At 62.5% G+C, this 26,765-nt stretch carries 27 protein-coding genes; 12 read left to right on the top strand and 15 right to left on the bottom strand.

Annotated elements, in window-relative coordinates:
* Nucleotides 1-37 precede the first annotated feature (37 nt).
* Complete coding sequence (gene dmeF, locus GOC52_RS02030) at nucleotides 38-1,009, top strand: CDF family Co(II)/Ni(II) efflux transporter DmeF (protein WP_191850561.1); 972 nt, start codon at nucleotides 38-40, stop codon at nucleotides 1,007-1,009.
* A gap of 123 nt (nucleotides 1,010-1,132) precedes the next feature.
* Here the strand turns inward: dmeF and GOC52_RS02025 are convergent, their stop codons facing one another.
* Entirely contained in the window at nucleotides 1,133-1,417 is a 285-nt protein-coding gene (locus GOC52_RS02025; RefSeq protein ID WP_049412167.1) for a hypothetical protein, read from the bottom strand.
* A gap of 90 nt (nucleotides 1,418-1,507) precedes the next feature.
* Here GOC52_RS02025 and GOC52_RS02020 point away from each other — a divergent pair, with 90 nt between their 5' ends.
* The 3 genes from GOC52_RS02020 to GOC52_RS02010 all read left to right on the top strand — a co-directional run bounded on the left by GOC52_RS02020 (nucleotide 1,508) and on the right by GOC52_RS02010 (nucleotide 3,281).
* Nucleotides 1,508-1,924 (top strand): hypothetical protein, encoded by a 417-nt coding sequence (locus GOC52_RS02020; RefSeq protein WP_049412170.1) that lies wholly within the window; start codon nucleotides 1,508-1,510, stop codon nucleotides 1,922-1,924.
* Nucleotides 1,925-1,993: 69 nt separating this feature from the next.
* The gene (locus GOC52_RS02015; protein ID WP_043399885.1) at nucleotides 1,994-2,374 is read left to right on the top strand and encodes a hypothetical protein; all 381 of its coding nucleotides are present in this window, start codon (nucleotides 1,994-1,996) and stop codon (nucleotides 2,372-2,374) included.
* Complete coding sequence (locus GOC52_RS02010) at nucleotides 2,355-3,281, top strand: class I SAM-dependent methyltransferase (RefSeq protein ID WP_428703049.1); 927 nt, start codon at nucleotides 2,355-2,357, stop codon at nucleotides 3,279-3,281. The genes GOC52_RS02015 and GOC52_RS02010 overlap by 20 nt, the downstream gene beginning before the upstream one ends.
* A gap of 3 nt (nucleotides 3,282-3,284) precedes the next feature.
* On the opposite strand, the gene GOC52_RS02005 is transcribed toward GOC52_RS02010, so the two are convergent.
* Nucleotides 3,285-4,253 carry a polysaccharide deacetylase family protein gene (locus GOC52_RS02005; RefSeq protein ID WP_043399891.1) on the bottom strand — a complete coding sequence of 323 codons (969 nt, stop codon included), beginning with the start codon at nucleotides 4,251-4,253 and terminating at the stop codon, nucleotides 3,285-3,287.
* A gap of 70 nt (nucleotides 4,254-4,323) precedes the next feature.
* Nucleotides 4,324-4,983, bottom strand: a complete 660-nt coding sequence (locus GOC52_RS02000) for a hypothetical protein (protein ID WP_053442450.1) — start codon at nucleotides 4,981-4,983, stop codon at nucleotides 4,324-4,326.
* A 133-nt stretch (nucleotides 4,984-5,116) separates the two neighbouring features.
* Here GOC52_RS02000 and GOC52_RS01995 point away from each other — a divergent pair, with 133 nt between their 5' ends.
* Nucleotides 5,117-5,797 carry a hypothetical protein gene (locus GOC52_RS01995; protein WP_053442449.1) on the top strand — a complete coding sequence of 227 codons (681 nt, stop codon included), beginning with the start codon at nucleotides 5,117-5,119 and terminating at the stop codon, nucleotides 5,795-5,797.
* Nucleotides 5,798-5,888: 91 nt separating this feature from the next.
* Here GOC52_RS01995 and GOC52_RS01990 read toward each other — a convergent pair whose 3' ends face one another.
* Nucleotides 5,889-6,062 (bottom strand): hypothetical protein, encoded by a 174-nt coding sequence (locus GOC52_RS01990; protein ID WP_191850559.1) that lies wholly within the window; start codon nucleotides 6,060-6,062, stop codon nucleotides 5,889-5,891.
* 9 nt (nucleotides 6,063-6,071) lie between these two features.
* On the bottom strand, nucleotides 6,072-6,884 hold the full coding sequence (locus GOC52_RS01985) for an alpha/beta fold hydrolase (protein WP_053442448.1): 813 nt from the start codon (nucleotides 6,882-6,884) through the stop codon (nucleotides 6,072-6,074).
* A 221-nt stretch (nucleotides 6,885-7,105) separates the two neighbouring features.
* Here GOC52_RS01985 and GOC52_RS01980 point away from each other — a divergent pair, with 221 nt between their 5' ends.
* Complete coding sequence (locus GOC52_RS01980) at nucleotides 7,106-7,588, top strand: nuclear transport factor 2 family protein (protein WP_191850557.1); 483 nt, start codon at nucleotides 7,106-7,108, stop codon at nucleotides 7,586-7,588.
* 39 nt (nucleotides 7,589-7,627) lie between these two features.
* Here the strand turns inward: GOC52_RS01980 and GOC52_RS01975 are convergent, their stop codons facing one another.
* From GOC52_RS01975 to GOC52_RS01960, 4 genes are all read right to left on the bottom strand, one after another.
* A complete protein-coding gene (locus tag GOC52_RS01975; protein WP_049397217.1) occupies nucleotides 7,628-8,647 on the bottom strand; it encodes a helix-turn-helix transcriptional regulator in 1,020 nt (339 codons plus the stop codon).
* Between the two features lie 70 nt (nucleotides 8,648-8,717).
* A complete protein-coding gene (locus GOC52_RS01970; RefSeq protein ID WP_191850555.1) occupies nucleotides 8,718-9,743 on the bottom strand; it encodes a hypothetical protein in 1,026 nt (341 codons plus the stop codon).
* Nucleotides 9,744-9,755: 12 nt separating this feature from the next.
* Nucleotides 9,756-10,310, bottom strand: coding sequence for a tellurite resistance TerB family protein (locus GOC52_RS01965; RefSeq protein ID WP_033833675.1), 555 nt, complete (start codon nucleotides 10,308-10,310; stop codon nucleotides 9,756-9,758).
* An 86-nt stretch (nucleotides 10,311-10,396) separates the two neighbouring features.
* On the bottom strand, nucleotides 10,397-11,947 hold the full coding sequence (locus GOC52_RS01960; protein WP_191850553.1) for a hypothetical protein: 1,551 nt from the start codon (nucleotides 11,945-11,947) through the stop codon (nucleotides 10,397-10,399).
* Nucleotides 11,948-12,463: 516 nt separating this feature from the next.
* Between GOC52_RS01960 and GOC52_RS01955 the strand changes: the two genes are divergently transcribed.
* On the top strand, nucleotides 12,464-13,546 hold the full coding sequence (locus tag GOC52_RS01955; protein ID WP_191850551.1) for a hypothetical protein: 1,083 nt from the start codon (nucleotides 12,464-12,466) through the stop codon (nucleotides 13,544-13,546).
* A 65-nt stretch (nucleotides 13,547-13,611) separates the two neighbouring features.
* On the opposite strand, the gene GOC52_RS01950 is transcribed toward GOC52_RS01955, so the two are convergent.
* The 4 genes from GOC52_RS01950 to GOC52_RS01935 form a co-directional block, all read right to left on the bottom strand.
* Nucleotides 13,612-14,757, bottom strand: a complete 1,146-nt coding sequence (locus tag GOC52_RS01950) for a YncE family protein (protein WP_191850549.1) — start codon at nucleotides 14,755-14,757, stop codon at nucleotides 13,612-13,614.
* A 165-nt stretch (nucleotides 14,758-14,922) separates the two neighbouring features.
* A complete protein-coding gene (locus GOC52_RS01945; RefSeq protein ID WP_191850547.1) occupies nucleotides 14,923-15,849 on the bottom strand; it encodes an XVIPCD domain-containing protein in 927 nt (308 codons plus the stop codon).
* A gap of 133 nt (nucleotides 15,850-15,982) precedes the next feature.
* On the bottom strand, nucleotides 15,983-16,921 hold the full coding sequence (locus tag GOC52_RS01940; RefSeq protein WP_049453048.1) for an XVIPCD domain-containing protein: 939 nt from the start codon (nucleotides 16,919-16,921) through the stop codon (nucleotides 15,983-15,985).
* Nucleotides 16,922-16,930: 9 nt separating this feature from the next.
* Nucleotides 16,931-17,398 (bottom strand): hypothetical protein, encoded by a 468-nt coding sequence (locus tag GOC52_RS01935; protein WP_238794417.1) that lies wholly within the window; start codon nucleotides 17,396-17,398, stop codon nucleotides 16,931-16,933.
* A 668-nt stretch (nucleotides 17,399-18,066) separates the two neighbouring features.
* Here GOC52_RS01935 and GOC52_RS01930 point away from each other — a divergent pair.
* The 3 genes from GOC52_RS01930 (at nucleotide 18,067) to GOC52_RS01920 (ending at nucleotide 19,615) form a co-directional block, all read left to right on the top strand.
* Nucleotides 18,067-18,276: a hypothetical protein gene (locus GOC52_RS01930; RefSeq protein ID WP_191850543.1), complete on the top strand. Its 210-nt coding sequence runs from the start codon at nucleotides 18,067-18,069 to the stop codon at nucleotides 18,274-18,276.
* A gap of 91 nt (nucleotides 18,277-18,367) precedes the next feature.
* Nucleotides 18,368-18,793 (top strand): TonB family protein, encoded by a 426-nt coding sequence (locus tag GOC52_RS01925; protein WP_191850541.1) that lies wholly within the window; start codon nucleotides 18,368-18,370, stop codon nucleotides 18,791-18,793.
* A gap of 453 nt (nucleotides 18,794-19,246) precedes the next feature.
* Nucleotides 19,247-19,615 (top strand): hypothetical protein, encoded by a 369-nt coding sequence (locus GOC52_RS01920; protein WP_057499938.1) that lies wholly within the window; start codon nucleotides 19,247-19,249, stop codon nucleotides 19,613-19,615.
* 135 nt (nucleotides 19,616-19,750) lie between these two features.
* Here GOC52_RS01920 and GOC52_RS01915 read toward each other — a convergent pair whose 3' ends face one another.
* A complete protein-coding gene (locus GOC52_RS01915) occupies nucleotides 19,751-20,638 on the bottom strand; it encodes an HNH endonuclease (protein ID WP_191850539.1) in 888 nt (295 codons plus the stop codon).
* A gap of 565 nt (nucleotides 20,639-21,203) precedes the next feature.
* On the opposite strand from GOC52_RS01915, the gene GOC52_RS01910 reads away from it, so the two are divergent.
* Nucleotides 21,204-22,832, top strand: a complete 1,629-nt coding sequence (locus tag GOC52_RS01910) for a TIGR04141 family sporadically distributed protein (protein ID WP_191850536.1) — start codon at nucleotides 21,204-21,206, stop codon at nucleotides 22,830-22,832.
* Between the two features lie 88 nt (nucleotides 22,833-22,920).
* On the opposite strand, the gene aceE is transcribed toward GOC52_RS01910, so the two are convergent.
* The gene (gene aceE / locus GOC52_RS01905; protein WP_191850533.1) at nucleotides 22,921-25,608 is read right to left on the bottom strand and encodes a pyruvate dehydrogenase (acetyl-transferring), homodimeric type; all 2,688 of its coding nucleotides are present in this window, start codon (nucleotides 25,606-25,608) and stop codon (nucleotides 22,921-22,923) included.
* A gap of 545 nt (nucleotides 25,609-26,153) precedes the next feature.
* On the opposite strand from aceE, the gene GOC52_RS01900 reads away from it, so the two are divergent.
* A complete protein-coding gene (locus GOC52_RS01900; protein ID WP_049437044.1) occupies nucleotides 26,154-26,714 on the top strand; it encodes a PadR family transcriptional regulator in 561 nt (186 codons plus the stop codon).
* Nucleotides 26,715-26,765 lie beyond the last annotated feature (51 nt).

Below are 26,765 nucleotides of genomic sequence, written 5' to 3'. Positions count from 1 at the left end.
CCTATGGGGGTATCCACTCCACCCCCTTGGTCCCCCCATGCACCTGGACGCCCTCGCCGCCGCCCGCCGCCACGAACACCGCTTCGACGACGGCAACCCGCTGGCCGAACGCAATACCCGCCGCGCCCTGTGGCTCACCGTCGGCATGATGCTGGTGGAGATCGTAGGAGGCTGGTGGTTCAACTCCATGGCCGTGCTCGCCGATGGCTGGCACATGAGTTCGCACGCGCTGGCGCTGGGCCTGGCGGTGTTCGCCTACCGCTGCGCGCGCCGCTACGCGCACGACCCGCGCTTCGCCTTCGGCACCTGGAAGATCGAGATCCTGGCCGGCTACACCAGCGCCATCGCCCTGCTCGGCGTCGCCGCGCTGATGGCCGTGCAGTCACTGCAGCGGCTGTGGGTACCGGCGCCGATCCACTACAACGAAGCCATCGCCATCGCTGCGGTAGGCCTGGGCGTGAACCTGCTCTGCGCATGGTGGCTGCACGACAGCCCGGGCCACGCGCATCACCACCACGGGCATGACCATGGCCATCATCACGGGCATGACCACGAACACCACGATCACGGCCATGCGCACGGTCACGACCTCAATCTGCGCTCGGCCTACGTGCACGTGCTGGCCGACGCCGCCACCTCGGTGCTGGCCATCGTCGCCCTGCTCGGCGGCAAGCTGCTGGGCCTGACCTGGCTGGACCCGGTGATGGGGCTGGTCGGCGCCGCGCTGGTCACGGTGTGGGCTGTAGGCCTGCTACGCGACAGCGGCCGCATCCTGCTCGACGCGCAGATGGACGCACCGGTGGTGGCCGAAGTGCGCGAAGTGATCGAACAGGGTCCCTGGCCGGCGCGCCTGGCCGACCTGCACGTCTGGCAGGTCGGTCGCGGCAAGTACGCGGTCAGCGCCAGCGTGGTTACCAGCGACGCAGGTCTGGATGCCGATACCGTGCGCAACGCGCTGGCGATCCATGAGGAGCTGGTGCATGTAACGGTGGAGATCCACCGCAGCTGATCCTGCGCGACTGCGGTCGAATCTGTAGAGCCGAACCCATGCTCGGCTTGCCGTTGCCTTTGCAGCGCCGAGCCATGCTCGGCTGTCGCAGGCCATCAGCCGAGCACGGGCTCGGCTCTACAGTCAGAACTTCAGCATCATCCGCAGCAGGTACATCAGCAGCGGCAGCGCACTCAGCACCGCACCACCGATGCCGATCCACGGCCAACGCTCACCGCGCACGCGCGAAGCCACCGCCAGACCGCCGCCCACCAGTGCCGCACCCAGCACGCCCACGCCCAGCCCGGCGGCCATGCCATTGCCGCCTGCGGCCACCGCCGCCTGCGCAGCCAACGTGCCCGCGCCCCAACCCACAGCGATCCCCAGCCAACTGGCCATGCCGCACCACGGTGCCTTGCCCTGCGCCATCCGAAAACCCCTTTGTTCTTGCCGAATTTCTGTACGGGCCGTGCCCGCATGCTGCCTACACTAGCCGCACCTGCCCCGTAGGGACATCCCATGCGCACGCTCCGCCTGCTGCTGCCCGGTGCCCTCCTGCTGCTCACCGCCTGCAGTGGCGACGCCGGGCTTCCTTTCAGCGCCGACCCGTTGCAGGGCTGCTTCGCCACCGGCGCGCGCAAACCGGCCGATTTCCGCATCGACAGGGAAGGCGGCCAGTACTTCGTCTCCTTCAGCCGCGGCGACCAGTGGCAGCGCGAGCCGAATGCCCTGCATAAGGCCACCCGCAGCGAGATCAGCCGCTACTTCCGCGATGACGCCGAGCAGATCGACAGCGCGTTGATCCGCATGGCCGGTGGCTTCGGCATCTTCCACTTCAACAAGGACGCGACATTGAAGGGCAAGGCCAGTGATAGTGACTACATGGCGCTGATGCTGATCGGGGCTGGGCCGGTGTATGCGGTGAAGTGCCCGTAAGACGCAATGATTCTGATGGCGACTCAGGGCACTATGGGCGCATCCTGTCTTCTTTGAGGAGCGATGCCAATGCTGCTGTTTCTGCTGCTTGCGGTAAGCGCGCCGAAGACCCAGGGTGCCTATGACGAAGTCCGGCAGCTGCCCGATGGCCAGACCCTGATAATGCGCACTCTGGATTGGGACCTCGGCGATGGCACGAAGGAGCGCGTCATCGTGCACTGGCTGCTGCAGGAGGACGGCCGCATGCGCTACGACTTCGATCGGCAGCCACCGCAAACCCAGGAGGCCCATCGTCGATCGTGCGCGCGGCAGGGCATGCAGCCGTCGCGTGGCGTCGGCATGATCGCGGGGGAAGGGACCACACACGGTTACAGCTGCACCAGCGCTAGCGTCGGGCCCACGCCCGACTCCTCCCTGCCTGCATCCACGCATGGCGTGGACCTACTTTGACATCGGCTTGGCTCTACAACAGCTGCGGTACCATGCCCTCCCCCGAACCGCCCCGGTACCCGCCGTGCCCCATTACACCGGCCCCCTGCTGACCCGCGACAGCGCTGACACCCTGCGCCGTGCCCATGACAAGGGCGCTGCCGACTGGCAGGGTTCGCTCGACCTCGGCCGCAGCGAGGACAGCGTGGCGCTGGATGCCGACGGCTTCCGCTTCCGTGGCCAGCCCTACCCGTGGCCGGGCAAGCTGAAGGACCGCACGCTGTACTACTGGGACGGCGAGGACTTCGCCCCGATCTCGCGCTACAGCGGCTCGCTGATCAAGCTGGTGCCGACCGAATGGGGCGCACCGACCTTCGAGATCGACGGCATCAAGATGCTGCCGACCTCCAAGCTGTCACCCTTCGAGGATGCGCGCCGCAAGGTCGAGCTGGTCGCCCCGGCCGGCAAGGTGATCCTCGATACCTGTGGTGGCCTGGGCTATTTCGCCGCCTGCGCGTTGGAGGCCGGTGTCGGCCAGATCCGCTCGTTCGAGAAGAATGCCGACGTGATGTGGCTGCGCACGCTCAACCCGTGGTCACCGGATCCGGACTCGGCTGCGGCCGGTGGCCGCCTGCAGTTCAGCCACGGCGATGTCTCGCAGCAGATCGAACAGGTGGCCAGCAACAGCGTCGACGCGATCCTGCACGACCCGCCGCGCTTCAGCATCGCCGGCGAACTGTACTCGCAGGTATTCTACGACCACCTCGCCCGCGTCATCCGAAAGGGCGGTCGCCTGTTCCACTACACCGGCGCGCCGAACAAGCTGACCAGCGGCCGCGACGTGCCACGTGAAGTGGCCAAACGTCTGGAAAAGGCCGGCTTCAAGGCCGAGCTGGCGCTTGACGGTGTGCTGGCCGTCAAGCGCTGAGCCTCACTCCGAATCCACCTTGGCCAGCTTCATCACCCACGTCGGCACTTCCGGTTCTCCAGCGTAGAAGTCCTTCGGTTTCTTCTCCGCCATCGCCCAGCGGTGCAGCCAGCTCGGGCCGTAACGGCCACTGTAGCCTTCGGCACCGCGTGCATAGGCCGGGTCACGCATCGCCTCATCCAGTGAGATGAAGCGATAGCCGCGGCGCTTCGTCGCCGCCACCAGTTCGGCGAACGTGGCCGCATTGAGTTCGTTGGCGTGCATCAGCCAGACCTGTGGCAGCGCGTAGCCCAGCAGTGCCTGCGACTGCTTCTCGTAGTAGTCCAGCTTGTTCAGCATGTACGGCACGTAGCCCTTGCGCAGCTGCGCGAGCGTGGCCTCACGCGCCGGGGAATCGGGCTGCTCGTTCATCACGTTGGCATAGGCGAACGCCCACACCCACTCGCCGTTGTCGACCGTCACCGGTGCCACGCGGTAGCCATGCTGCCTGAAGAACGCGTCCATCTGCGCGCGTTCTTCCGGCGTGCGCCCTGCACGCAGATAGGGGTGTCGCATCCACTGCGGCTTCAGCCCACGCTCGGCCAGCAGCGGCCGCAGCACCGTCTCGCCACGCAGGAAATCCTGCTGGAACGCAGGCACGCCCTTGGCATTCAGGTCCATGTGCGAGTAGGTGTGGTTGCCGAGCACATAACCGGCGTCCAGCCAGTCGCGCAGCATCTGCGCCCGCGCCGGCTGCACCTGCCCGTCGATCTCAAGCTTGTTCCCGTTGACGAAGCCGACTACCGGCACACCCGCCTGATGCAGCTGCGCCATCAGCGCTTCATGCCGCGACTGCAGGTCCGGCGGAACGATCTGGTCCACCCGCGCCCAGGGCAGGTCGTCGATGGTCACCGCAATCCGGCGATCCACTTCGGCGGCGTGCACCGCCAACGAACACAGCAGCAATGGCACAGCACGCAGCAACCAACGCATCAGCACATCCTTGCAGGAGCGAAGTGCTGACTTTAGCGCGATTGTGGATGCATGGTCGGCCACGCACCCGCTATGGGCTGCGCGACTGCACCTGACGCTCGCGCACGATCGCCCGCCACAGCATGAATCCTGCGGCCATGGCCATCAGCAACAACGCGACCAGCACGAAGGCAAGGTCATCGGGATTACGCAGCAGCGGCGCGTGCTCGCGGGTGAGGATGCCAAACACCACCTCCTGCGCCTGTGCCAGCGGCAGCCGGCCCTGCTCGCCCAGTTCCACCAGGCACGCCGCTGGGGACAGTTTGGCCACGCTGATCCATGCCATGTCGTACAGGTGCAATACCCTGGCGGCCAGTGCCAGGATCGCTGCGTGCAGCGCCATCAATCCCCAGTTGGCGCGTCGCAGGCGTTCCGACACGCGGCCCAGGCGGTAGACGCTGATCGACATCGCGCCCAGCAGCGCCAGCGCCACGCCCGCCATCGGAATCCACTGCAGCGGTTGCCATGGTGCAAGCGCAGTGGACCGCGCCAGCAGCTGTTCTGCGACCTGCATGCGTGCGACCGGGTCGGGCCCACCGCATGCGTCATCCACCGGCTCCAGCAGCAATCCCACGCGGTAGTGGAAGAAGCCGGCTGCAAGGGCTACCGCCAGCAGCGCCACCACCTGCAGTGCCAGCAGAATCGGGCCAGGACCACAGATACGACAGAAGCGGGCAGCAGCAGAGACCATCGGTTCATCCGTGACAACAAAGGACCATCCTAACCAAGCGCCCTGTGCTTGTCGGCTGGCGGATACGACAACCGTCGCGTGGTCCCGGTAGGATGTGGATGAGCATGGATGGTCGTATGTAGAGGTGTTGTGGATGGTCACGCTGTATCTGTGGGTGCGAACGCTGCTTCCGCTGCTGGCGTTCGTGATCGCCTGGATGCTGCTGTCGCGCCTGATCAAGGCCCGCGTGGCGCGCCTTCCACGGGTTCCCTTGAACCTGCCCGAGTACAGCAGCAGCCCGCGCAGGAAGGACCGCCGGATCTACGCACGCAAGCTGCGGCGCAGACCGGGCCTGCGCACCGCAACGCGCCCGGCCACCGCGCCGCGCAGCTGGAACCTCGCCGCGGTGTTCGTTTCGTTCTCTGCGTTGATTGCCGCCGTGCTGGTCATGCCGGATGGCGCGCGCTTCCAGGTGATGGTCGAGAGCCTCACCGGCTACCCGGCCACGATTGCTGAAGTACATGTTCCCGCTGCAGGGCAGCCCCTCGTGCTGCAAGCGTGGCAGCCCGCACTGGCGCAGCTGTCACGGCCGGTAGCAATGCGCTACCCGATCGGGCGCACCGGCGGCCAGCATGACGCGCGCGCCATGCTGCCGGTACAGGTGAGGCATCAGGGTGATCGGCTGCAGGTGGCTGCGGCCTTGCCGGTGGATACCAATGTGCTGCGTGCAGAGCTTGCACGCCTGGCTGGGGTACCAGTTGAGGCCATCACCGTCCGCCAGAACAAGATCGCGCCCTGGCTGGAACCCGGCTGGAAGCCGCTGGCCAACCTGTAGAGCCGAGCCCACGCTCGGCTGCTTTTGCAGTAGATCCACGCCATGCGTGGATGGATGCAGAGCGGAGTCGAGCATGGCTCAACTCTACAGATCACGATCCGCGCGGCAGCTTCGCGGCCCACATGTTGTCCACCAGATTCGGGTAACGCCGTCCATTCTCTTCCGCCCGCTGTCGCGCCGCCTCTTTCTGCGCAGGCGACAGCGGCTGCGAGGTCTGGCCCTTGGGGGTGGGCTTCTTCCACGGGGGTGTCTTGGTCTGGCGCATGGCCGCAGCTTACCGCTTCAGGAAGTTCAGCAGCGCCAGATTGAAGTGGTCCGCATGGCTGGTATTGCACCCATGTGGTGCGCCTTCCAGGATCACCGCTTCGCTGCCCGGAATGGCCCGGTGCGTGCGCTGCCCAGAACCTTCAAACGGCACGATGGCGTCACTGTCACCGTGCAGGATAAGGGTTGGCACCGTGATCTTCTTCAGGTCATCGCGGAAGTCCGTGGTGGCAAACGCCTTCATGCAGCCGAGCGCCGCCGTCTGGTCGGATTGATGGCACAGCGCGATGGCCGCCTGACGCGTCTCTTCGGTCACCATCAGCTGGCCATTGGCGCTGAAGAAATCGCGGGTGAAGCCATCGAAGAACGCCTCGCGATCTTTCTCCAGACCACTGCGCATTTCGTCAGCCTTGTCCTGGGTCAGCGGGCCTTCCGGGTTGTCCTCGCCGCGCAGCAGATACGGCGGTACCGCTGCTGCAAACACCACACTGTGCAGGCGTTCCTGGCCATGGTTGGCCACGTAACGCGCTACCTCGCCACCGCCCATCGAGAAGCCGACCAGGGTGACGTCGCGCAGGTCACGTTCCTCGATCACCCCGGCCAGATCCGCCGCCAGCGTGTCGTAGTCGTAACCTTCTGCCGGCTTGTCAGAACGGCCGAAGCCGCGGCGGTCGTAGCTGATCACCCGGTGCTGGGCGTCGCGCAGGATCGACACCTGCTGTTTCCACGCATCGGCAGACAACGGCCAACCATGGATCAGAATGACCGGGCGGCCGTCGCCACCGGTGTCTTCAACGTGCAGGCGGATGCGGGAAGCAGGCATGGGAGCTCCTGTGGAAGGGGAGGATTTCAGGCTATGGGCCGGCCCCTATCGCGACCGTGATGGAATCGCCGGCCGCCATGACATCCCCTGCACAGGCGACGCCGCTGGAGCCGGGCCGTCAATGCGGGCATTCACTCCGTGGAAGGGCCGTTTCGTCGGACGCCGGCTGCAGCGCCCCAAACGCCATGCGAGCCTGCGTGAACCCTCCCTGGAGACTCGCCATGCTGCTGCTCACCCTGCCCCTGCTGGCCGCCGGCCTTGCCGCCGCACCCGCGCCCTCCGATGACCTGCGCGAGCAGATCCGCCAGGCCGACACCCAGCTGTTCGCCGTCGCCTTCGAGGCCTGCGATGCCGACAAGGCCGCCGCGATGACCACCGAGGACATGGAGTTCTTCCATGACAAGGACGGCAAGTCGGCCAGCAGCCGCGAAGACTTCCGCCGCAGCGTGGCCCACATGTGCAGCAATGCGCGCAAGGGCGGCTGGAGCCTGCGCCGCGAACGGGTGGAGCCTTCGTTGCAGGTGTTCCCGCTACACGACGAGCGGGCGCTGGAGATCGGCGACCACCGCTTCCATGAACGCGGCAAGGACGGCGTGGAGCGCTGGGTGGGCCAGGCCCGCTTCATCCAGGTCTGGCGTCGCGTGGACGGGCGCTGGATGGCCGAACGGGTGATCAGCTATGACCATCGGCCGGCAACGAAATGAACCCGTCGGCGACTGTTCACTCGCCCTGACCAAGACCATTCAGCCCACGGTCTCCTCCAGATCGCGGGCGTAGTAGCTTGCTGCCTGAGCCAACTCCGCGCCGATGGCGTCGCACAGGTGCGTTGGGGAATCGACCCGTACGTTGCTCCCGAAGCCCATCAGCCACCAACGCAAGGTCTGGTCGTCCTCCACCGTAGCGCGCAGCCGGATCCATCCATCACCCAGATCACTGATCGTCTGATCTTCGGACAGGGGCGTCTCCCTGAGATGCTCCGCAGCCTGCGCCCGGAAGCGCGCCTCCAGCACGATGCGTCCTTGCCCCTGGAACGCGGTGGCGGTGGTCGTCGCATAGCGCTGGAAGTCGAAGTCCGGCAGGCTCCTTGCCTCCATCTCCAGCACCCGGGTTCCACTCAGGCGATGCAACGCCAGGTGGCGGATGTCCGTATAGTCCCGCAGCATGCAGACAAGGTACTGCGCAGAACCGCGCATCAGCAGCCCCAGAGGATGCATGATCATCTCCTTCGGCTCGTCCTTGCCTTTGCTGCGGTACCAGCCTGACAGGCAGCGTCGGGATGCCAATGCCCTGTGGACATCCACCTGTACGGCCGTTTCCACCTCGGGGGCGAGCAGGTTCGGGCCCATGGGCAGGATCGCGGTCCTGCTGGCCCACTCCCCCCAGCCCGACGTCGAGACTTCCGCCCGCGCCATGTCGAACACGGGCATCAGCTCATTCATGGCCGTTGCCGGGAGCAGCTGACGCAGATGTGCATGCGAAAGCAGCAGTGCAACGCTCTGCGAAATCGACAGCCTGGGCGTGAAGGCGAAGTTCGCTTCCCTGGACCAACTCCAGCCAAAGGGCTTTTCACTGTCGTCGGCAATGAGCTGGAACCGCGTGGACAGGTTCTGGAGGTCCCGTTCAATGGTGCGACTGCTGGTCCTGAAGCCCAGCGGCTCCAGATTCTCCAGTATCTGCCTGACGGATATCCTGCGCGGAGCGCGCGGGATCATGCGCAGCATCTCCCACTGCCGCATCAACGTGTCGTTCGAACGGATCTTCATATCAATCTTCCCTTCCAGAGCCGACAGGCAACAAGAGCCCCACCAGAACGGCGTGGGGCTCTGCCCATCGTCAAGCCGCCTTGGCGGGCTCCTCGCCCTTCATCACCACCATCGCCGCATCCACATCGGCCACGGTCTTCTCGGTCGAAAGCACCAGCGCTCCTGCGTCATCCAGGATCGGGGTATCGATCATCACCTTGATCAGCTGGGCAATCTTCACGGCACGGAAAACCCGCTCCCGCGCCTGCTGGGGGAAACTACTGAAATCGCAGCCGTGCTCCCGGATGACATCACGGATATCGGCTACACCACGACGCAGCGACATGCACAGCTTGGAGAACGTCCTGTTGGCGAGCGTTGTAACGGTCTCGACCGCTGCCAACTGTTCGGCGGCCAACACGGCCTCGTCGTAATGGGTTCGAGCAACCTCTTTGTTACGGCGTGCATCGGCCAGCGCGGCTTCAGCCTTGCTGCCCACCACGTAGCCAAAGATCGCCAGCGCCGGACCGGCAACTAGGCCACCCAGCACCAGGGTGCCGCCAGCCATTCCGAATCCGCCCGCAGCCAACGAACCGCCGCCCAGCCACGCCAGCGTTGCGTTGGTTGCTGCAACACCGCTGAGGGTCGAAATGGCAGTGCCGGTGCTGGCACTGGCCAGCAGCATCGTCCCGTTGTACGCACCAAATGCCAACGCGGCGCCACTTCCCAGCCCGGCGCCCAGGCCCAGGCCCGAGTCCATCAGCAACTGGTAGTCCCGCTTCAGGCCTTCCAGCGACGCCGTGGTGAAATCGCCCTGCACCAGCTTGTCCAGTTCGGGTGAGCCGATCCCCTCAACGTTCTTGAGCAGGCCAAATGCATCGATGAAGTCTGCGATCCCCCCATTGAAAGCACGCAGTTTGCGTGCACCATAGTCCTCAAGCACCGTGTTGGTACGCTTGCGCTGCGTCTCCAGCAACGACGAGCCCTTCTCGATCAGCCCTTTTGCATCGGCGTTGGCGATGCCGGCATCCTTGTGATCGACCACGGCCTTGCCGCCCTTGTAGATGCCATACAGCGCGCTGGCCGCCATCGCGGCCCCGACTACGATTGGAATCATGGGTAACTCCTTTTACTCAAGAATGATGGCAACGGTACGGCTGGCCTCGCGATTGATACTTTCCGCGCGCTCAAGCAGGTCGTTGTAGATGTAGTCGTCAATACCGAAGATATCGGCCAGGCGACGCAGCTGTGCTTCCTCGACACTCGACACTTCACCGTCGGCCAGTGCAAGCAGCATCAACTCATACAGCATCACCTTCGGTACGGCCGGCTGCGCGGCTTCGACCATGGCCTTGTCGATCAGCGAGTCGAGCACCTCGCACGCCACCCGCGCCCGCTCCACCGGGTCGCTCTGGCGCACCAGCGGCATCGTCTGCAGGCGCGTCAACAGTTCCTTCGTCACCCCGTCGGACCGATATACCTTGCCGCACTCACGGGAAAAGCTGTCGAAGATCGCACGTTCGTGTTCGGATTCATCCAGCGAAACCTTGCTCAGGTTGGTATCGCCAGTCACTTCTTCGTGGGTCTTTCCGTCCCACAGCATCGGGTTGTCACTCACGCTCAGCAGGCGCGCAACCTTCAGGAAGGTTGCCTGCTCGGTGTCTGGAAGCAGATAAAGGAACATCGTATCTCCAAGGTCCTGGGATCACACACGGAAGCCGGCGTGGCCAACCTGCCCGGAAGGCCACGACCAGAAATGGGTTCGATTGATCAAAGCCGAAGCGGCTCGTCACCCGTCATGAACAGATCAAACTCCTGCAGCGAAGCAAACTGCAGGCGGCTGCCCAGCAGAAGGGCAAAGCGGTTGATTGCAGCCGCGAATCCATCGGCGTCAATCTCCGGCTGGGTGGTATCGAGTGCACACAGCAACTGGGCCGTCTCGTCATTCAGCATTGGAAGCTCGGCCGCAATGAACTGCGCCAGCGCCAAGCGCTGCGCCAGAATTTCTTCACGGGCAGCTTTGTTGAGCTCGATTGCCAAGGCCAGCCTCTCGGCAGCCAGATCTGCACTCCGGGCCGCCTCCAACGTTTCCCGATAGAAGATCGATGAAAGCGTGCAGCCAATCATCCCGCCGATGGCGGCGCCAACCACCGGGACCGGAATCGCGATCTGGCCCAATGCCGCCATCATGGCCGAAGCCATCATGCCGGAACCCTTCTCACCGATCTCATCCAGGAACTGGACGCCGTCGATCTCACCCCTGGCGTAGCGGCGTATGCAGCCGGTCATGGTCACGCAGACGTCGACCACCATGGCCGGAGCGGCTGTACGGGAAAGGACCTGCAGGCTCTGTCGGCCTGACTGCTGCATCACTGCGGTCAATGCGGCCCCGGACGCAGCCGTTGCGTAGCCCATGCCGGCAGAGACGGCACCATCCACCAGGACTGCGCGGCCCGCATCAATCATCCCCCTGCGCTCGGTTGCCACCGCATAGGCATTGGTCGCCATGCTGATCGCCGCGCCAACCATGAACGCCCCGCGCGCGCCTTCAAGACCTGCCCTGTGGCTGGTATGCGCGATATCGCGCACCGTCGCCATCCGCGGATGGGTACGATAGAACTTCGCATCGTCACTGGTCAGCCCCGTATCCAGAAGGTTGCCGGCCAGCTGCTCATAGTTGTCTGCCTTCGCACGAAGATGCAGTGCGACCTCAGGCTTGCCCCTCGCGTCGACCACGTCCGCCTGACGGCGCAGATCTGCTGCCTGCGCCCGGCAATATGCCTCGGCATCGACGTACTGCTCCGAGGGCAGCTCCAACTTCAGCCCACGATAGCGCGAGAACTCTCCATCGGGCGCAGCGATCTTCTCAAGGAGCCGGTCACGGTTGCCCACGAACTTCATCTGTGACTGGCTGCCTTCAATGATCTGGCCATCCAGCACCCTTACCCGGTCAACGCGATCATCGTTCCGCCGGTACTGGGGATGGTCATCACTGCGCACCGTGCGAACGGGTGACCCACTGCTGATGGCCTCGGCATTGTCACGACTGGTCGCTGCGACCTCAGCCGCATAGCCGGCCTGCTGGGCAATGCTGTTTTCCGGACGTACCGGATCAAGCTTGTACCCGGAGATCTTCTTCAGGCCATGGGTAAATGTCTGACCGGTCAGTTCGTCTCTTCCGGTATACCCTTTGATGTATTCGGCATTAGCATTGCCATAACGTTGGACAGTCTCCAGCGTTGACATCGTCGTCGCTGCGTCCAGGATCTGCCTGCCCGACGTTTCGCGGGCACTGTCATCTGCATTTGCATTGGGTTCCATTGCGTTTTCCTCCGTGACGCAAAGCATCCAGCTGTGGGCCAATACCCAGGCATGCTTCGCCGGCGGGTTTGGCTGGGAGATCCATCTTCGGCGTGCATAGCGACAAACCATGTCGTAACGCCTGATCCCCCGGATCATCGACAGCACTTCCGAAAACTTTAGGCCTATTGCGAACTTTTCGTGGCCGATTGCGACGACACATCGCACTGCGACACAGATTGTCGGGGGAATCCGCATATTCCTCTCCGGGGAGGCCACGCAGGTGCTGGGCCTCCCTTCCTTCCATCACCTGACGAGGAACGCCATGTTCAGAATCATCGGTGCAACCGTGGTGTACGGGCTCGCGCTGTATGGCCTGGGATGCTGGGTACGTGACAGCCACGAAGTACGTGACACGAGGTAGACCTTTACTCCTGTCGAGACCCGGACGACCTCAGCGGTCGACAGCAGGCAATCCCCTCACCGGACAGCGAGGGAACACAGATCAGGATGATGGAACCCCCAAAAGAGAGATTGATGAACAAGCGTCATTCCGAGCTCGTGATCTTCATTGACAATGTCGTCGCAGAACTTCGCCCGGTGCTGGCCTGGATCGAGCGCCATCCGGTCCTTATTGCGTCGATTGCCGTACTTCTGCCCAGCGCAGGCATCCTCTACTACGCCGTCAGGGAAGAGCTGCCTCTCAGCCTGCTTTCGTCCGATGCCGTTTCCGCACTCCCCATGATGCTTGCGGTGACCGGGCTGCGCGTCCTTGCCCTGGCCGTCATGTTCCTTTCCCCCATCGTACTGTCCCCCAATCGGTTCTCGTATATCCCAGGCCAGGGAATCAAACTGCTGCCGGACGCTCCGGCGAGCCGGAACAGGACGCTCTGGCGCTGGAGCCTTGCGCTGATCACTCCGGGCGTACTGCATTTCAGCGGAATCTATGTCGCATCCTTCTACACCGAGATTTCAGATGCAGCACTGTGGTTCAGTACGATTGGCTGCCTGCTGATCTTCGTTCTCCTTTCCCGCTGGGCGAAGCCCGATGACAGGAAGCAGAAATGGCTTTCCTTGGATAGCTACTTCCTGCTGGGCATGGGGCTCATGCAACTGCTGTCCATCAACACGATCATGCGGCTCATGCTCGGCCTGGTCTCCAGGGAAAGTGATCTGGTGATTGGCATGTGCCTGCTCACGGCCGCAGTAGCATTGGGCATATTCCAGTCCATCGTCATCAGAGTGGTCGATGAACTGAGTGGACGATACGGCGTTGGTGTACTTGCACTCTCGTTCGCCTCGATCATGGTCACCGTGGCCATGCTCTTCCCTCCGACCGGTGCATACCTGGCCTCGCAGGTTGTCAATCCGCCAAGCGGAAAATCCCGCGGCTGCATGACGCTGGATCTGCGATCGCGTGACAGCGCATCCCGCAAGCTCCTGATCGGTGATGGTACCGCTACCCATCCGGTCAACGTTGTCTACTCGACCAGTTCCGTGCTGCTTGTACGCTTGAAGGATGACGACAGCAGGACCATCCATCGCATCCCCATGGACCAGGTTACCGAGTTCAACCCGTGCCCGCGGGAAACAGACACCGAGAAGTCACCCGGGACATAAGGAAGCTGATGCCCTGATCCGAGCAGGGCCGCCCGTGCCAGACGCACGGGCGGCCCCGTAGCCGGTTACAACTGAATCCGCGCCACACTCTCGTCAGCGCCCTTGTCGTCCTTCTCGCCGTTCTTGATGCTGACGAACAACACGTTGTTCTTAGCATCCAGCGCCAGGCTGTTCGGGTGGGTCGGCACCTTGTAGGTCGCCACCTTCTGGTAGCTGTCACTGTTGTACGCGGTCACCGTACCGGCTTCGCGGTTGGTCACGTACAGGCGCTTGCGCGGTGCATCCAGCAGGATGCCCAGCGGGCCGGCATCGGTCGGGATGCTGGCCAGTTCCTTGCCGGTACTGCGGTCCAGCACCAGCACGCGCTGGCCCGGATGCTTGCTGACCAGGCCGCTGCTCTTGGCCTGGTAGCCACGCAGGAATTCCGAGCCCTGGTCGGTCACGAACAGGCGCTTGCCGGCCGGGTCCAGCGCGATGTTCATCGGCTGCTCGGCGGCGATCCTGTGCTGCGCCACCACCTTGTTCGAATCGGTGCCCACCACCACCAGGTCGGCCAGCAGGTTGCTGGTGTAGACGCGCTTGTTGGCCGCATCCAGCGCCAGGCCCGGCGCCTTGGCATTGCCCAGGCCATCAATGGTGTTGATCACCTTCAGCGTGGTGGTATCGATCACGAACAGCACGCTGCTCACGTCCGGCTGGCTGCTGTGGCCGGTCACGTACAGGCGGTTGGCCGCGCTGTCGACCACCAGCTCGCGCAGGTCGTGGGTGTAGGCGGCCTTGCCGTCCTTGCCGGTCTTCTTCTCCATCAGCTGGATGGTGCCGACGGCCTTGTTCTGCGCGGTGTCGACCACGGTCACCGACAGGTCCACGGTGTTGCCCACGTACAGGCGGTTGTGGGCGTCATCCAGCACCACGCCGAACGCCTTGCGCTCCAGCGGGATGCGGGTTTCCACGGCCAGCGTGGCCGGGTTCAGGCGCAGCACCTGGGCCGGGCCGGCGTCATCGCCGAAGCCGCCGGAGGAGGCCACGAACACGGCGTTCTGCTTCGGGCTGTAGGCCAGCTCGTACAGGCCCTTGGCCACGGCCTGGCGCTGCACGGCAGTGGTGGCGCTGGCGGCGGGTGCGTTGTCGGCGAATGCGGAGGGCGCGCCGAGGCTGAGCGAAACGGCAACGGCCAGGGCGGCCGAGCGGAAGAGAGGAGTACGGAACATGCGAGCGTCCTTGAATGGGCACGGGAAGGTGTCCTGGCTCGCTGGGCCGTACTGCGACGGCCCGCCCCGCATCTGTCTGCGCGGGTGGGCTGGCTGGGGTTGCGGGGGAATGGTAGCAGGTGGGGGGCGTGGCGTGCGCCTGCACACGTATGGCAGGCGCGCGGGTTACTGCTCCTTCAACCGCAGCGAATCGGCCACATCGGTCTTGGCTGCCACTTCAGTGGCGATGCTGGCGCGGCGGTGCCCCGGGTCGTTGCGGTCGCCCTGCACGATGAAGATGCTCTCCGCCGCATGGCTGCTCTTCGTCGGCTGGCTGAGCAGCACGTGGTCCACACGTGAGAGATTGTTCTGCTTGGCCAGCACCAGCAGGCTGGCGCTGATGCGCTGGCTGGCCGCATCGAACGGGCGGCCGTGCGCGGCATCCAGTTCGGCCACTTTCTGGATCAGCTGCGAGAACAGGCGATGGTCCGGATGTGAGGGGTCCAGCAGCGTGCCGGCCACTTCGATCGGCGTCGGTGGCGGTTCATCGATCGCGCGGTCCCCCTGGCGATGATGCTCGGCCTCACGCTCGGGCATCGCGTGGTGGGTTTCGGCATTCAGATCGCTGCCCGGGAACGGCGCAGCAATGCACTGGATTTCCGGCAGGTTGAACAGCACTGCGAACTCGCCCAGGTTGCTGCCGCCATCCAGCGGCGCCGGCAGCGGATGCAGGCCGGCGTAGTGCAGCGCCGCCCAGACGAAATCGCTGCAGCGGTTGATGGTGGCCGGGCGATCCACATCGAATTCGAACTCGGCAGGCTCCTCGGCGAAATCACGCAGGCAGCCGTAGTGCTCCTCGGTGATTTCCAGGGTGCGGCTGTAGTACGGGTCCAGATGTTCGTCGGCATCATCGTGGCGCACCTGCGCGTACTGCACGCCGGTGCGGGCTTCGCCCGGCGCGTGGCGCGGTGGCGCGAAGCCGTAGCTGTGGGCCTCGTCGTCCGCGGCCACCTGCAGGTACATGTGGCCGCGCGGCGAGATAGCCCCGCTCTTAAGTGGTGTGCCGGGGGCGGCCAGGTACAGCGTTGCGGTGTAGCGTGTTGCCTGCTCCATGCCTGCTCAGCCTTGTTGGGTACTGCGGTCCTGGGCGGATGATGGCATAGGTGGGATGGGGGACAGGTAGAGATGGAGGCAGTTTCGAGGCCGAGGCGCTCGAAACTGTGATCTTCCGTGCAGTCGCTGGAAGTCAGCCCATCTGCAGCGGCGCCCGGGTTTGTTCCAGGGCCGGCTCCTGCGGCGCCAACGAGGCGCGCTCCTGCTGGGCCTGCGCAATCTGCTCGACCTTGGCGAATGACTGCTCCACCGGTGTTCGCGCAGCCTCCTCCGCCGTCATCGAAGCTCGCACATGGGCAGGATCGTTGAGCTCCCCCTGCACGACGAACAGTCGCTGCGGCGAACCATCGCTTGGAGCATTGCCCAATACCACATGGTCGACATGCTCCAGCCCGCTCTCCTTGGCCGTGGCCAACAAGCCCACTGAGATCCGCTCGCTGGTCCCATCGTAGGAGCGGCCATGCGCCTCATCAATGCCCGCTATTCCCTTGCGGATGGAATCGAGCATATCGCGATCGCCCCGCGGCAGTTGCTCATCGCTGATGATTCGCTGCATCAACGTTCTCTCCGGCATTTTGTTGTAGTGCTCGCTATTCAGCGCGCTATCTGGAAAGGGCGCGCGGATGCTGCGGATGTACTCCACATTGCTGAGCGGTTTCAGGCCACCTTCGAAGCTCTTGTCCTGCATGAAGAGAAGGTTGGTTCGATGAAGGCCGGCGTGATTCAGTGCGCCCCACGTGTAGTCGATACAGCTGTTTTCCACCCCGTGATACTCAGTATTGAATCCATGCTCGCCGGGCTTTGTGCCAAATTCCACCAGCTTGTCGTACTGCCGCTGGCTGATTTCCATCGTCCGCGTGTAGTACGGGTCTTTGTACTGCTCGGCGTCATTGTTGTAGACCATTCCAGGCCCAGTCACGACGCCATGCTCGATGGGTGCAAAGCCAAAGCTCACCTCGTCCTTGCCATGTGCCACTTTGTAGTAGACGTGGCCGGCGCTGGATGTCCCTCCAGCCAGCAGCGGCGTGCCGGGAGCGGCAACGAAGATTGTGACTGTGTACTTGTCGTCCATGACGCACTCCTACTTCGACCTGTTTACGTAGGCCACCAGCAACTCGGCTTGCGTGGCCGCCAATCGATCATCAGGCTTCAGTATCTGCATACTCAGCCTGTAGTGGCCAGGCTGCAGTTCCTGAGCCCAAGCGAGGGCAAGTTGTGTGTGGTGACTGTCAGGCGCCTCCAATCCTGCTGACTGCAGAGACTGATGATCGACGTCATCCAACCACCCGCCTTCCACCCGGCCCGTGGGTCCGATGGGCTCAATACGCGCGGGCGTGCCTGCCACCGACTCCACCCTCACCAACGGAACAGGAATGCGCTTTTGCGCCTCCAGCCGCTCCAGTTTCACCTCGGCGGGTAGGCCCATACTGCGGATCTCACGGCTCGTATTCAGTGATTTCAGCCCGTCTTCTCCACCCACCCGGATTCCAAGAAACAAGGTTGGCGAGGAACTTTTCCCTGGGGGCGGTAGGGTGAACTCGACCACCATGGGTGTGGTCATTGCCACCAGCGGCAGCGGCCTGACGAAGGGCACCAGGGTCCCGTTCTCTGCCGGAGCACGCGGCCCGGGTACCGCCTCCGAGCTGGCTCGGCAGCCGCTCAGCAGGGAACCTGACAGTATCAAGGCCAGGCAGACCAACCATCTTCCTTGTCGAAACATCGCTTTTCCTCTTCCAAGGCTCATCGAAGCCGTTGAAGGCGCCTTCGCCCGTACTTATACACCCCGGCCGCAGATGATTCTGCGACGAAGTTCGCTGCGTCGCGGCTCCTGCGACTGGGAGTGATCAAAGTCGACCACGCGCAATGGTGCGCTTACCGTACACGCATAGGGGGTAGTAAATGGACCGCTACTTTGTGAACAGAACGCCGCAGGCCAATGGAGACCATGAGGTGCATAAACAGGGATGCTATTGGCTTGCTCGCGCCCAGTCCACACAGGACCTCGGCTTGCACACCAGCTGTAGGACGGCCGTGGCTGAAGCCCGGAGGTGGTACCGGCAGTCGAATGGCTGTGCCACTTGCGCTGCAGCCTGCCATACGAGTTGATCAACGGCCGAAAGCGAAGCGGATGCGGCCCCGCCAAATTTGGGCGGGGCCGCACCGTCACAGCCGCTGAGACAGGCCTAAGCCTCCCCCCGTCCCCACTGGAGGATGCCCATGACCAAGATCCACCCCACATGGCTGGAAGCCTTCGACAAGAAGCTCCTCCACCTGTTCGCCATCGACCATAGCGACGCCGGCATGGATGAGTATCTGCTGGGCTGCTACGCAGACCTCCCACCGCGTGAGGCTGCGCTGGCGTTCGGCGGCGACTACGACCTGGAGCGCGACGATGCACTGTGGCCACGGCCGGGCGCGCCTATGTAATCCGCGCAGCAATCCCGCACGCAGGCATTCAAGGCAAGCGATGCCAGGGGATGGCCGCTATGCTGGCAGCGCACCGGAATGGAAACCACGTATGCCCCGTTTGAACACCGCCCTGGCACTGAACCTCGTTCTGATGCTGCTGGGCGCCACACCTGCCATGGCCATGGCGGCAGACCCGCAGGTTTCCACCGAAGTGTTCGTAGAGCGCGGTGACAACCCCACTTTCGAGCTGCAGCAGGCGCCTGCCGTTGTGTATTCAACGGCCCCTGCCACGCCGCCCGATACCTTGCTGCAGGCTCCCATGGAGGTGCTGCTGGTTGCTCAATTGGATGAGCTGGGCCACGTTTCCAACGTGATGGTGGCGCGGTCCAGCGGACTGCGGGAGATTGATCGTGCGGCCTTTACCGCAGTGGACCAGTGGCGCTTCGAACCGGTTGTGATTGAGGGCGTCGCGCTGCACGCGCGGGTTCGGGTCCGTATGACCTTCGTGCCCACGGCCGAGGCGCCGCCCGGCTGAACCGCTGGTGCAATCTGTCGTGATTGGTCCTACGCCGTGGGCCTGGCTGTGGGCATCCTGCGCTTGGGGCCAATAGCGCCAAGCCCTTCAAGACCGTTGCGGCGCAATCGCTTGCCGGCTTAACACCGTGTGCGACAATCCCGAAAGCGTCAGGACTGGCAATCGTCAGTTCTGCAGTTTCTTGGCATTTGGCAGCTGCGCGGGTATCTCTTGGCGTGCCACCGGAAAAGGGTGGCGCGGGTTCGAAAGCCCGTTCAGTAACCATGTGTTTTACGCTTGTCAGCCGGCGTCACCTTTGCGTGGCGCCGGCTGGCAATCCGTTCGCGTTCCATGGCGGGCGGTGCGTGGGGGTCTTCGGACCCACCGGCTTGGTTACTGTCCGGCTTTCGAACCACGCATCGTCCGCCGCCTTTATCTGGTGGCGCTGCTATCTGTCCTGTACGGAGCATTGCCATGAACACATCGGACTTCCGTTCCCTGCACGCGCAGTACGATCCGGACAACACCGAACCCGACCGCGAACGGTCCATCGATCCCAACGCCTTCGTCGCCACGTTGCATCGCATCGGCACTGGTGCGGCTGCGGACGGCCAGCCTTGGCCGGAGCGGCATCAACTGCCTGGGCGTTGTCTTCAGCTGGCGGATGCGGATTGCGCGTTGGCAGGGCTGCGCGTGGTGGCGGAGCTGATGCTGGCTGCGGAGCGCACTCGGCAGAATGGTGCGCCCGAGGAGTACCTGGGGGATCGGGTTATGGAAGGATTGAAGATGGCGTGTGTGGCGTTGACTGCGCAGGTGGCTGAGCGGTTGCACGTGCGGGAATAGCCCAGTTGGATCTGGCCATGTGTCACGTGGCTGCTGGTCATCCACGTGCTATCGGCTGACGTCGGATGGAAGTCACCCTTGCGGGTTCCACAAGGCATCCCCGATTCGGAGATGCCTACCTCTGGTGATTATTTCCTACTTACGCAGCAGTACGGCCCGATGGTAATTCAGGTACGAGACCTGCGCCGCCGAGAACGGAACGCTCGGAATCTTCTGCACCACATCCCACCTCAAGCGCACTGCCTCCGGCAACTGCTTGCTCAGAATTAGCCGACCGTCATCTTCAAACGAGATGTATCCACGGTCGAATAGCCGATCGATATGGGGCGCCAACATCAGCCCATTGCTTCCATCAAGGCGCTCAGAGTTGGTGCTCTTCGCCCAGGGCTTAATGTGGCTAGCGATGAGAAACTTGGGCTCACTCGTGCCGGTAACGCGGCAGACCTTTTCGATGTCGCTCACGTTCTTACGGTAGATTCCCTGTCCCACTCTGGCATTGATCAGCTGGGTCTTCACTGTCTCCCCAATATTTTTGTCTTCCTTGATCTCCTTGACTCGCACCTCCTCTTGCCAAGCGCTCAGGTCATCAACGTCAACGTTGAGCAGCGACAAAAGCTCAGTAGCCATTTCCGGCGGCACTGGGAACAGGTAGGCCTGGTTAGCCTTGCCATCCGGTTTCAGCGGCGAGTACTTCATCGGAAGACGCGGCCGAATCTTCGCAATATGCTCGCTCACCTTTAGCGGCGATTCCATCAGGTGATAGTCCACCGGAACGGCCCAGCCGTCCCTGCGCCACTCGTTGTCCGTCTTTTTGAAATCATCAGGGCGATCTTTTGCATAGTGCGCCCCATTGACGATCGCGACAGCCTTGATTTGAGCATTGGCAAAAGCGAAAACCACATCACCTGGACGCACCTGGGTCATGTGCTCATAGAAGGGATTTGTCTTCCCTTCCACATTGGTCTTCGGCGACCACAAGTAGCCAGCCTTAACCGCCCGATCAAACGTCTGCTTCTGGTTCACCCACCAGTACGCCATCCCTGCTTCCCCCGTCACATCCAATTGATGCGGCCTATTGGCCTTCGAGACGGGATAGTACCCTCCTATGTCGCAATCAGCACGCTTTCATCGAATACAGCGAGATGCAGGGAATGCGCTGGCAGCTCTCCTTCTCCTTGATGGCGCGAGATGCCCACAACTACATCCGCGTTCCACTTTCGTTTGCGCAGTTCATATCGTTCTCGCGGCTCTTGAGGCTCACGAATAGCATGCTGCTCTTCTCACGCACGAGTTGCGGCGCGACATGTGAAGATCGATCTGCACAACCGAAACTGCGTGCTCGGCTCTGCCCATCCCTCTTGTAGCACTGGAATTGAATGGATCGGGGACATCTCGCTGCCGGCGGTGCAGAAGCAGCGCTTCGGCCGATTCTGCTAGTTGGCGTTCCGATGTCCACATGTCCTTCCTCACAGGTTTTAGGAAAGGGTCTCCAGGACGTACTTAGAATCATTGACACAACCGGAAATAAGAGTTAAATCAGCAAGACATCAGCAGCGCTTTCGTGCCATTTCATTCAGGGGGATGACATTTGGCGAACACTACTGAACGTAAGGAAAAGCTCTCAATTTATTTAGTTAAGGATGGTCACTACAGCCCGGACGAATGCGTAAAGCTGGAACTGGTTGGGCGAAAGTACGTCTTCAACATCCCAGGTATTGAGGCGTTTCTCTATGTAAAAAGGGAGGCGCCAGCGCATCCACCTCTTTGGACACGTATATTTACGGAGCATCCTGATGGTCCAACGGTGGAATTCGGGAAAAGTAGCAACGTTGGCGCCGCTCTCTACGCCAACTTGGATGGGAAAAAATTCCTTATCTCTTTTGGCTCAGGATTTCACCTAATTAATGGGGAGCTCACTGAGAGAGATTTCGGATTGCGCGTAACACTGAACGCAGTTGACCCGGAAAAACTCAGAAGCCTCGACAAAGCCAGCTATGACGACAATCCGCTCAATTCTAGGACACAAAGCTCCCTTGAGGTAGATATATTCGATCTTCAAGCGAACACTGAATCCGATTTGGTGTATGCAGTTACTGGAGCCTGCAAAGTCCCACTACTCGGCACACATATCACAGGCCGAGACGCTCTTACGCTAATGGTCGAAACGGACCTTAATGGAATCCCGAGAATACTTTCCAAGACGATCGAGCTATTTAACTCACCCCTACCGAGCGCCTACGCGTGGATAGATAACATCGCAAAGGTACGAGACCCGGACACAATTAGAATTCTTGACCTTCTTCTTGATGACGAAATATCAAAAGTAGGAGGCACCAATGTCTGGCTTGGGGAGCCAGAAATTGTCAATTGGGAATCAAACGCTGGGTACTCCTTTGACATGTACCAAAGCACACCACGCCATCAAACCTTATGCATTTCCGATCTTCGCGATTATCTAGACTCAAAGTCAGTGAAATTCAGCCTTGATGCGCTGAAGAACATTACCGTTCATATCAATGATGCCAACTATCGGTCAACTCAAAGCTGGCCGGCCTACAGATGCATCCACGCAGAAATAGTGGATGGAAACGACAGATTCATAATTAGGAATGGGTCATGGTTCAAGATAGAAGCGGACTTCATTGCCGAGATAGACAGACGGCTATCTAACGCAAAAATATCCCGGACCTTCCTGCCACCATACTCGTACGCCAACGAGGGCGAATACAACTCGCAAGTTGCCAAGAGCACTACAAACATCCACCTGATGGATAAGAATAATGTAAAAACAGGCGGCCCATACGACAAAATTGAGTTTTGCGACCTAATTGTTGGAAGTAGTAATTTTGTGCATGTCAAGTACTACAGATCATCCGCGACACTTAGCCATCTTTTTTCGCAAGGCGCAGTGGCCGCAGAGATATTCCTGAAAGACGAAGATTTCCGCAGAAGACTGAATGCAAAACTGCCAAGCCATATCGCACTGACGGATACAGCCAGACGTCCTGATCCAAGCAATTACACCATCACGTATGCAATAGCCACGTCCAAGGCGCTGCCCATCGAACTACCCTTCTTTTCCAAGGTCACTCTAAAGAACTCCATTTCTCACCTCGAAGCACTAGGATTCAACGTTGAGTTAACGAGCATTCCGTTAGATCCAACCCTGAGCAAAATAAAGAAATATAGACCAAAGGCTGTCAGAAAGAAGAAGTGAAATACTCTGTTGGTAAGGCGCTTACTTAACTTCCATAAAAAAGGGGCGACCTAATGGCCACCCCTTTTGTACCAGCAGTGCAGCTCAATCAAACCCCGACAGGGTTAGCCTTCTCCGGATCAATCTTGTACTGCTTGATCGCCCGGGCCACATCCTTCGCGGTCATCTTCCCTTCCTTCGCCAGCGCCGCAATCGCGGCATGGGCGATGTAGTAGCGATCCACCTCAAAGAACCGGCGCAGGTTCGCACGCGTATCCGAACGACCAAAACCATCCGTACCCAGCACCGTGTAGCTCATCGGCACGAACGCGCGGATCTGGTCCGCATACGCACGCACGTAGTCGGTGGCGGCAATCGCCGGGCCCTGGCGGCCTTCCAGCAGCTCGGTCACGTAGGCCTTGCGCTGCTCACCTTCCGGATGCAGGCGGTTGGCACGTTCCACGTCGAAACCATCGCGACGCAGTTCGTTGAAGCTCGGGCAGCTCCAGATATCCGCGGTCACGCCGAAGTCCTTGTCCAGCAGCTCGGCGGCAGCAATGGCTTCGCGCAGGATGGTGCCCGAACCCAGCAGCTGCACGCGCAGCTCGCCCTTCTTCGGCTTGCCGGCGTCGGTCAGCAGGTACATGCCCTTGACGATGCCTTCGGCCGCGCCTTCCGGCATTTCCGGGTGGGTGTAGTTCTCGTTCATCAGGGTGACGTAGTAATACTCGTCCACCTGGTCTTCCATCATGCGCTTGGTGCCGTGCTGCAGGATCACCGTCACTTCGAAGCCGAAGGTCGGGTCGTAGCTGCGCACGTTGGGGATGCCACCGGCCACCAGATGGCTGAAGCCATCTTCGTGCTGCAGGCCTTCACCGTTCAGCGTGGTGCGGCCGGCGGTGCCACCCAGCAGGAAGCCGCGGGTACGCATGTCCGCCGCCTGCCAGGCGATGTCGCCCACGCGCTGGAAGCCGAACATGCTGTAGTAGATGTAGAACGGCAGCATCGGCACGTTGCTGACCGAGTAGCTGGTACCGGCGGCCATCCACGAGCTGATCGCACCCGGCTCGCTGATGCCCTGCTGCAGCACCTGCCCGCTCTGGTCTTCGCGGTAGAACATCAGCTGGTCGGCGTCGACCGGCTTGTACTTCTGGCCGAACGGCGCGTAGATGCCGATCTGGCGGAACAGGCCTTCCATGCCGAAGGTACGGGCTTCGTCGGCCACGATCGGCACGATGTGCGGACCCAGTTCCTTGTCACGCAGGGTGATGTTCAGGCTCTGCACGAAGGCCATGGTGGTGGAGTAGCTGCGCTCGCCGCTGCTCTTCAGCAGGCGCTCGTAGGCTTCCAGCTTCGGCGCCACGAAGGTCTTGTCGGCCTTGCGGCGGCGCTGCGGCAGGTAACCGCCCAGCGCGGCACGGCGTTCCTGCAGGTACTGCACTTCCGGCGAATCCGGGCCCGGGTGGTAGAACGGCACCTGGCCGTCGGCCAGCTGCGCGTCGGTCACCGGAATGTTGAAGCGGTCGCGGAAGTGGCGCACCGCTTCGTCGTCCAGCTTCTTGGTCTGGTGGGTCGGGTTCAGCGCTTCACCGGCGCTGCCCATGCCGTAGCCCTTCACGGTCTTGGCCAGGATGACGGTCGGCATGCCCTTGGTGTTCACGGCCTGGTGGTAGGCGGCGTACACCTTGTGCGGGTCGTGGCCACCACGGTTCAGGCGCCAGATGTCGTCGTCGCTCAGGCCGGCGACCATCGCAGCGGTTTCCGGGTACTTGCCGAAGAAATGCTCGCGGGTATACGCGCCGCCGAAGGCCTTGCAGTTCTGGTATTCGCCGTCGACGGTTTCCATCATCAGCTTCTTCAGGACGCCGTCGCTGTCCTTGGCCAGCAGGGCATCCCAGTAACCGCCCCACAGCAGCTTGATCACGTTCCAGCCGCCGCCACGGAACACGCCTTCCAGTTCCTGGATGATCTTGCCGTTGCCGCGCACCGGGCCGTCCAGGCGCTGCAGGTTGCAGTTCACCACGAAGATCAGGTTGTCCAGGCCCTCACGGCCGGCCAGGGCGATGGCACCCAGGGTTTCCGGCTCGTCGCTCTCGCCGTCGCCGATGAAGCACCACACCTTGCGGTCGGACTTCTCGATCAGGCCACGGTTTTCCAGGTAGCGCATGAACTGCGCCTGGTAGATGGCGGCCAGCGGGCCCAGGCCCATCGACACGGTCGGGGTCTGCCAGTAGTCCGGCATCAGCCACGGGTGCGGGTACGAGGACAGGCCACCGCCGTCCACTTCCATGCGGAACTTGTCCAGCTGCTCTTCGCTGATGCGGCCTTCCAGGAAGGAACGCGCGTAGATGCCCGGGGCGCTGTGGCCCTGGATGAACAGCAGGTCGCCCGGGTGGTTTTCGCTCGGGGCGCGCCAGAAGTGGTTGAAGCCCACGTCGTACAGGGTGGCGCCGGAGGCGAACGAGGCGATGTGGCCGCCCAGGTCACCCGGCTTGCGGTTGGCGCGCACCACGGTGGCCATCGCGTTCCAGCGGATGATCGAACGGATGCGCCATTCCAGCTCGGCATTGCCCGGGCTCTTGGCCTCGAGCTGCGGCTCGATGGTGTTGACGTATTCGGTGGTGGGAGAGAACGGCAGGTAGGCGCCCGAACGACGGGTCAGTTCCACCATGCCTTCCAGCAGCTGATGCGCGCGCTCGGAGCCCTCGACATCAATAACGGCCTTCAACGACTCGATCCACTCCTGGGTTTCCACAGGATTCGGGTCGTTGTTCAGCACCTCGTTCAACCAGTTCATTAGCGCTCCCATAACCGCACGCACGCGCGCGACTGTTGTATAGATTTCTAGACCGCAAAGTGTAGCGCACCAAGGGCTTTCGTCACTTGGCTACGCAGGCGTATGGATGCAACCGGCCAGTGTCCGCAAGGGGCTTGCACGCGCCCTTGAAGGCCCTGCGGCGGGCCTTGGCGGTGGCGCGGGCTGTCGCTTGCGGGCCGCTGCGCCCATGTGCAGGACGCAGTGTTACTGCTGCCGATGACGGTTGTGGGGCAGCGCCGGGGCCACGGCGAGCGCCGTTCGGGCTTCGCCACTGAACCGGCGACAACGTGTCGCACCTGCCTCTGGATTGCCGCTGGCCGCGGGCCCAGGGTGGCCCGTGAGTGATGGGCCCGGTGGCCCTGCTCCCTTCCACAGCATCGCCGGGGCGCCTCGCAAGGGGCGCCCCTTTTGCTGTGGGTGGGGCTGGCCGTGGCCCAAATTGCACCTGCTTGTGGCCGGATCGAGTGTTGTCGCTTTCGACATATCGATATATCGTTTGCACACTCGTTTACCGATATATCGAAATGAGCCGAAGCCCCTCTCCCAGAGCCCGTTCCACCGATTCGGCAGTGCCCCGCCGCAATGGCCAGCCGCGGGTGCTCAGCCGCGGCGACCTGCGCCTGCTGGTGCTGGCCCTGATCGGCGAGCAGCCGCGCCATGGCTACGAGCTGATGCAGCTGATCAGCAACCAGTTCATGCAGGCCTATACGCCCAGCGCCGGCACCATGTACCCGCTGCTGGCCAGCTTCGAGCAGGCCGGCTGGATCGAGGCCGAGGAAGTGGACGGCAAGCGGATCTTCCGCATCACCGCGGCCGGCGAGTTCGAGCTGAAGGTGCAGCGCACCCAGGTGCGCCTGGCGCAGCGACGTGCCTTCGACCGTGCCCGCGAGATCACCAAGGCCTCGCTGCCGCCGCCGCTGGCCTGCGCCCTGCGCGAGTTCAAGCGGGCGCTGGTGCACCACCACGGCCGCTGGGCCGAGGGCGAGGCGGACGAAGTGGCGGCGCTGCTGACGCGGGCGTCTGCCCTGCTCAACGGTACCGCCGGTAGCGAGGCATCACCGCTTTCAACGACCCAGCCAGACTGAATCCAGCCAGGTCCTCCCCTACGCCGCGCGCCCCCGCGCGACACCTTTACA

This window comes from Stenotrophomonas sp. SXG-1, from assembly GCF_014083965.1.
Taxonomy (GTDB): Bacteria; Pseudomonadota; Gammaproteobacteria; order Xanthomonadales; family Xanthomonadaceae; genus Stenotrophomonas; species Stenotrophomonas geniculata.
This window is presented reverse-complemented; position numbering and strand designations above follow the sequence as displayed.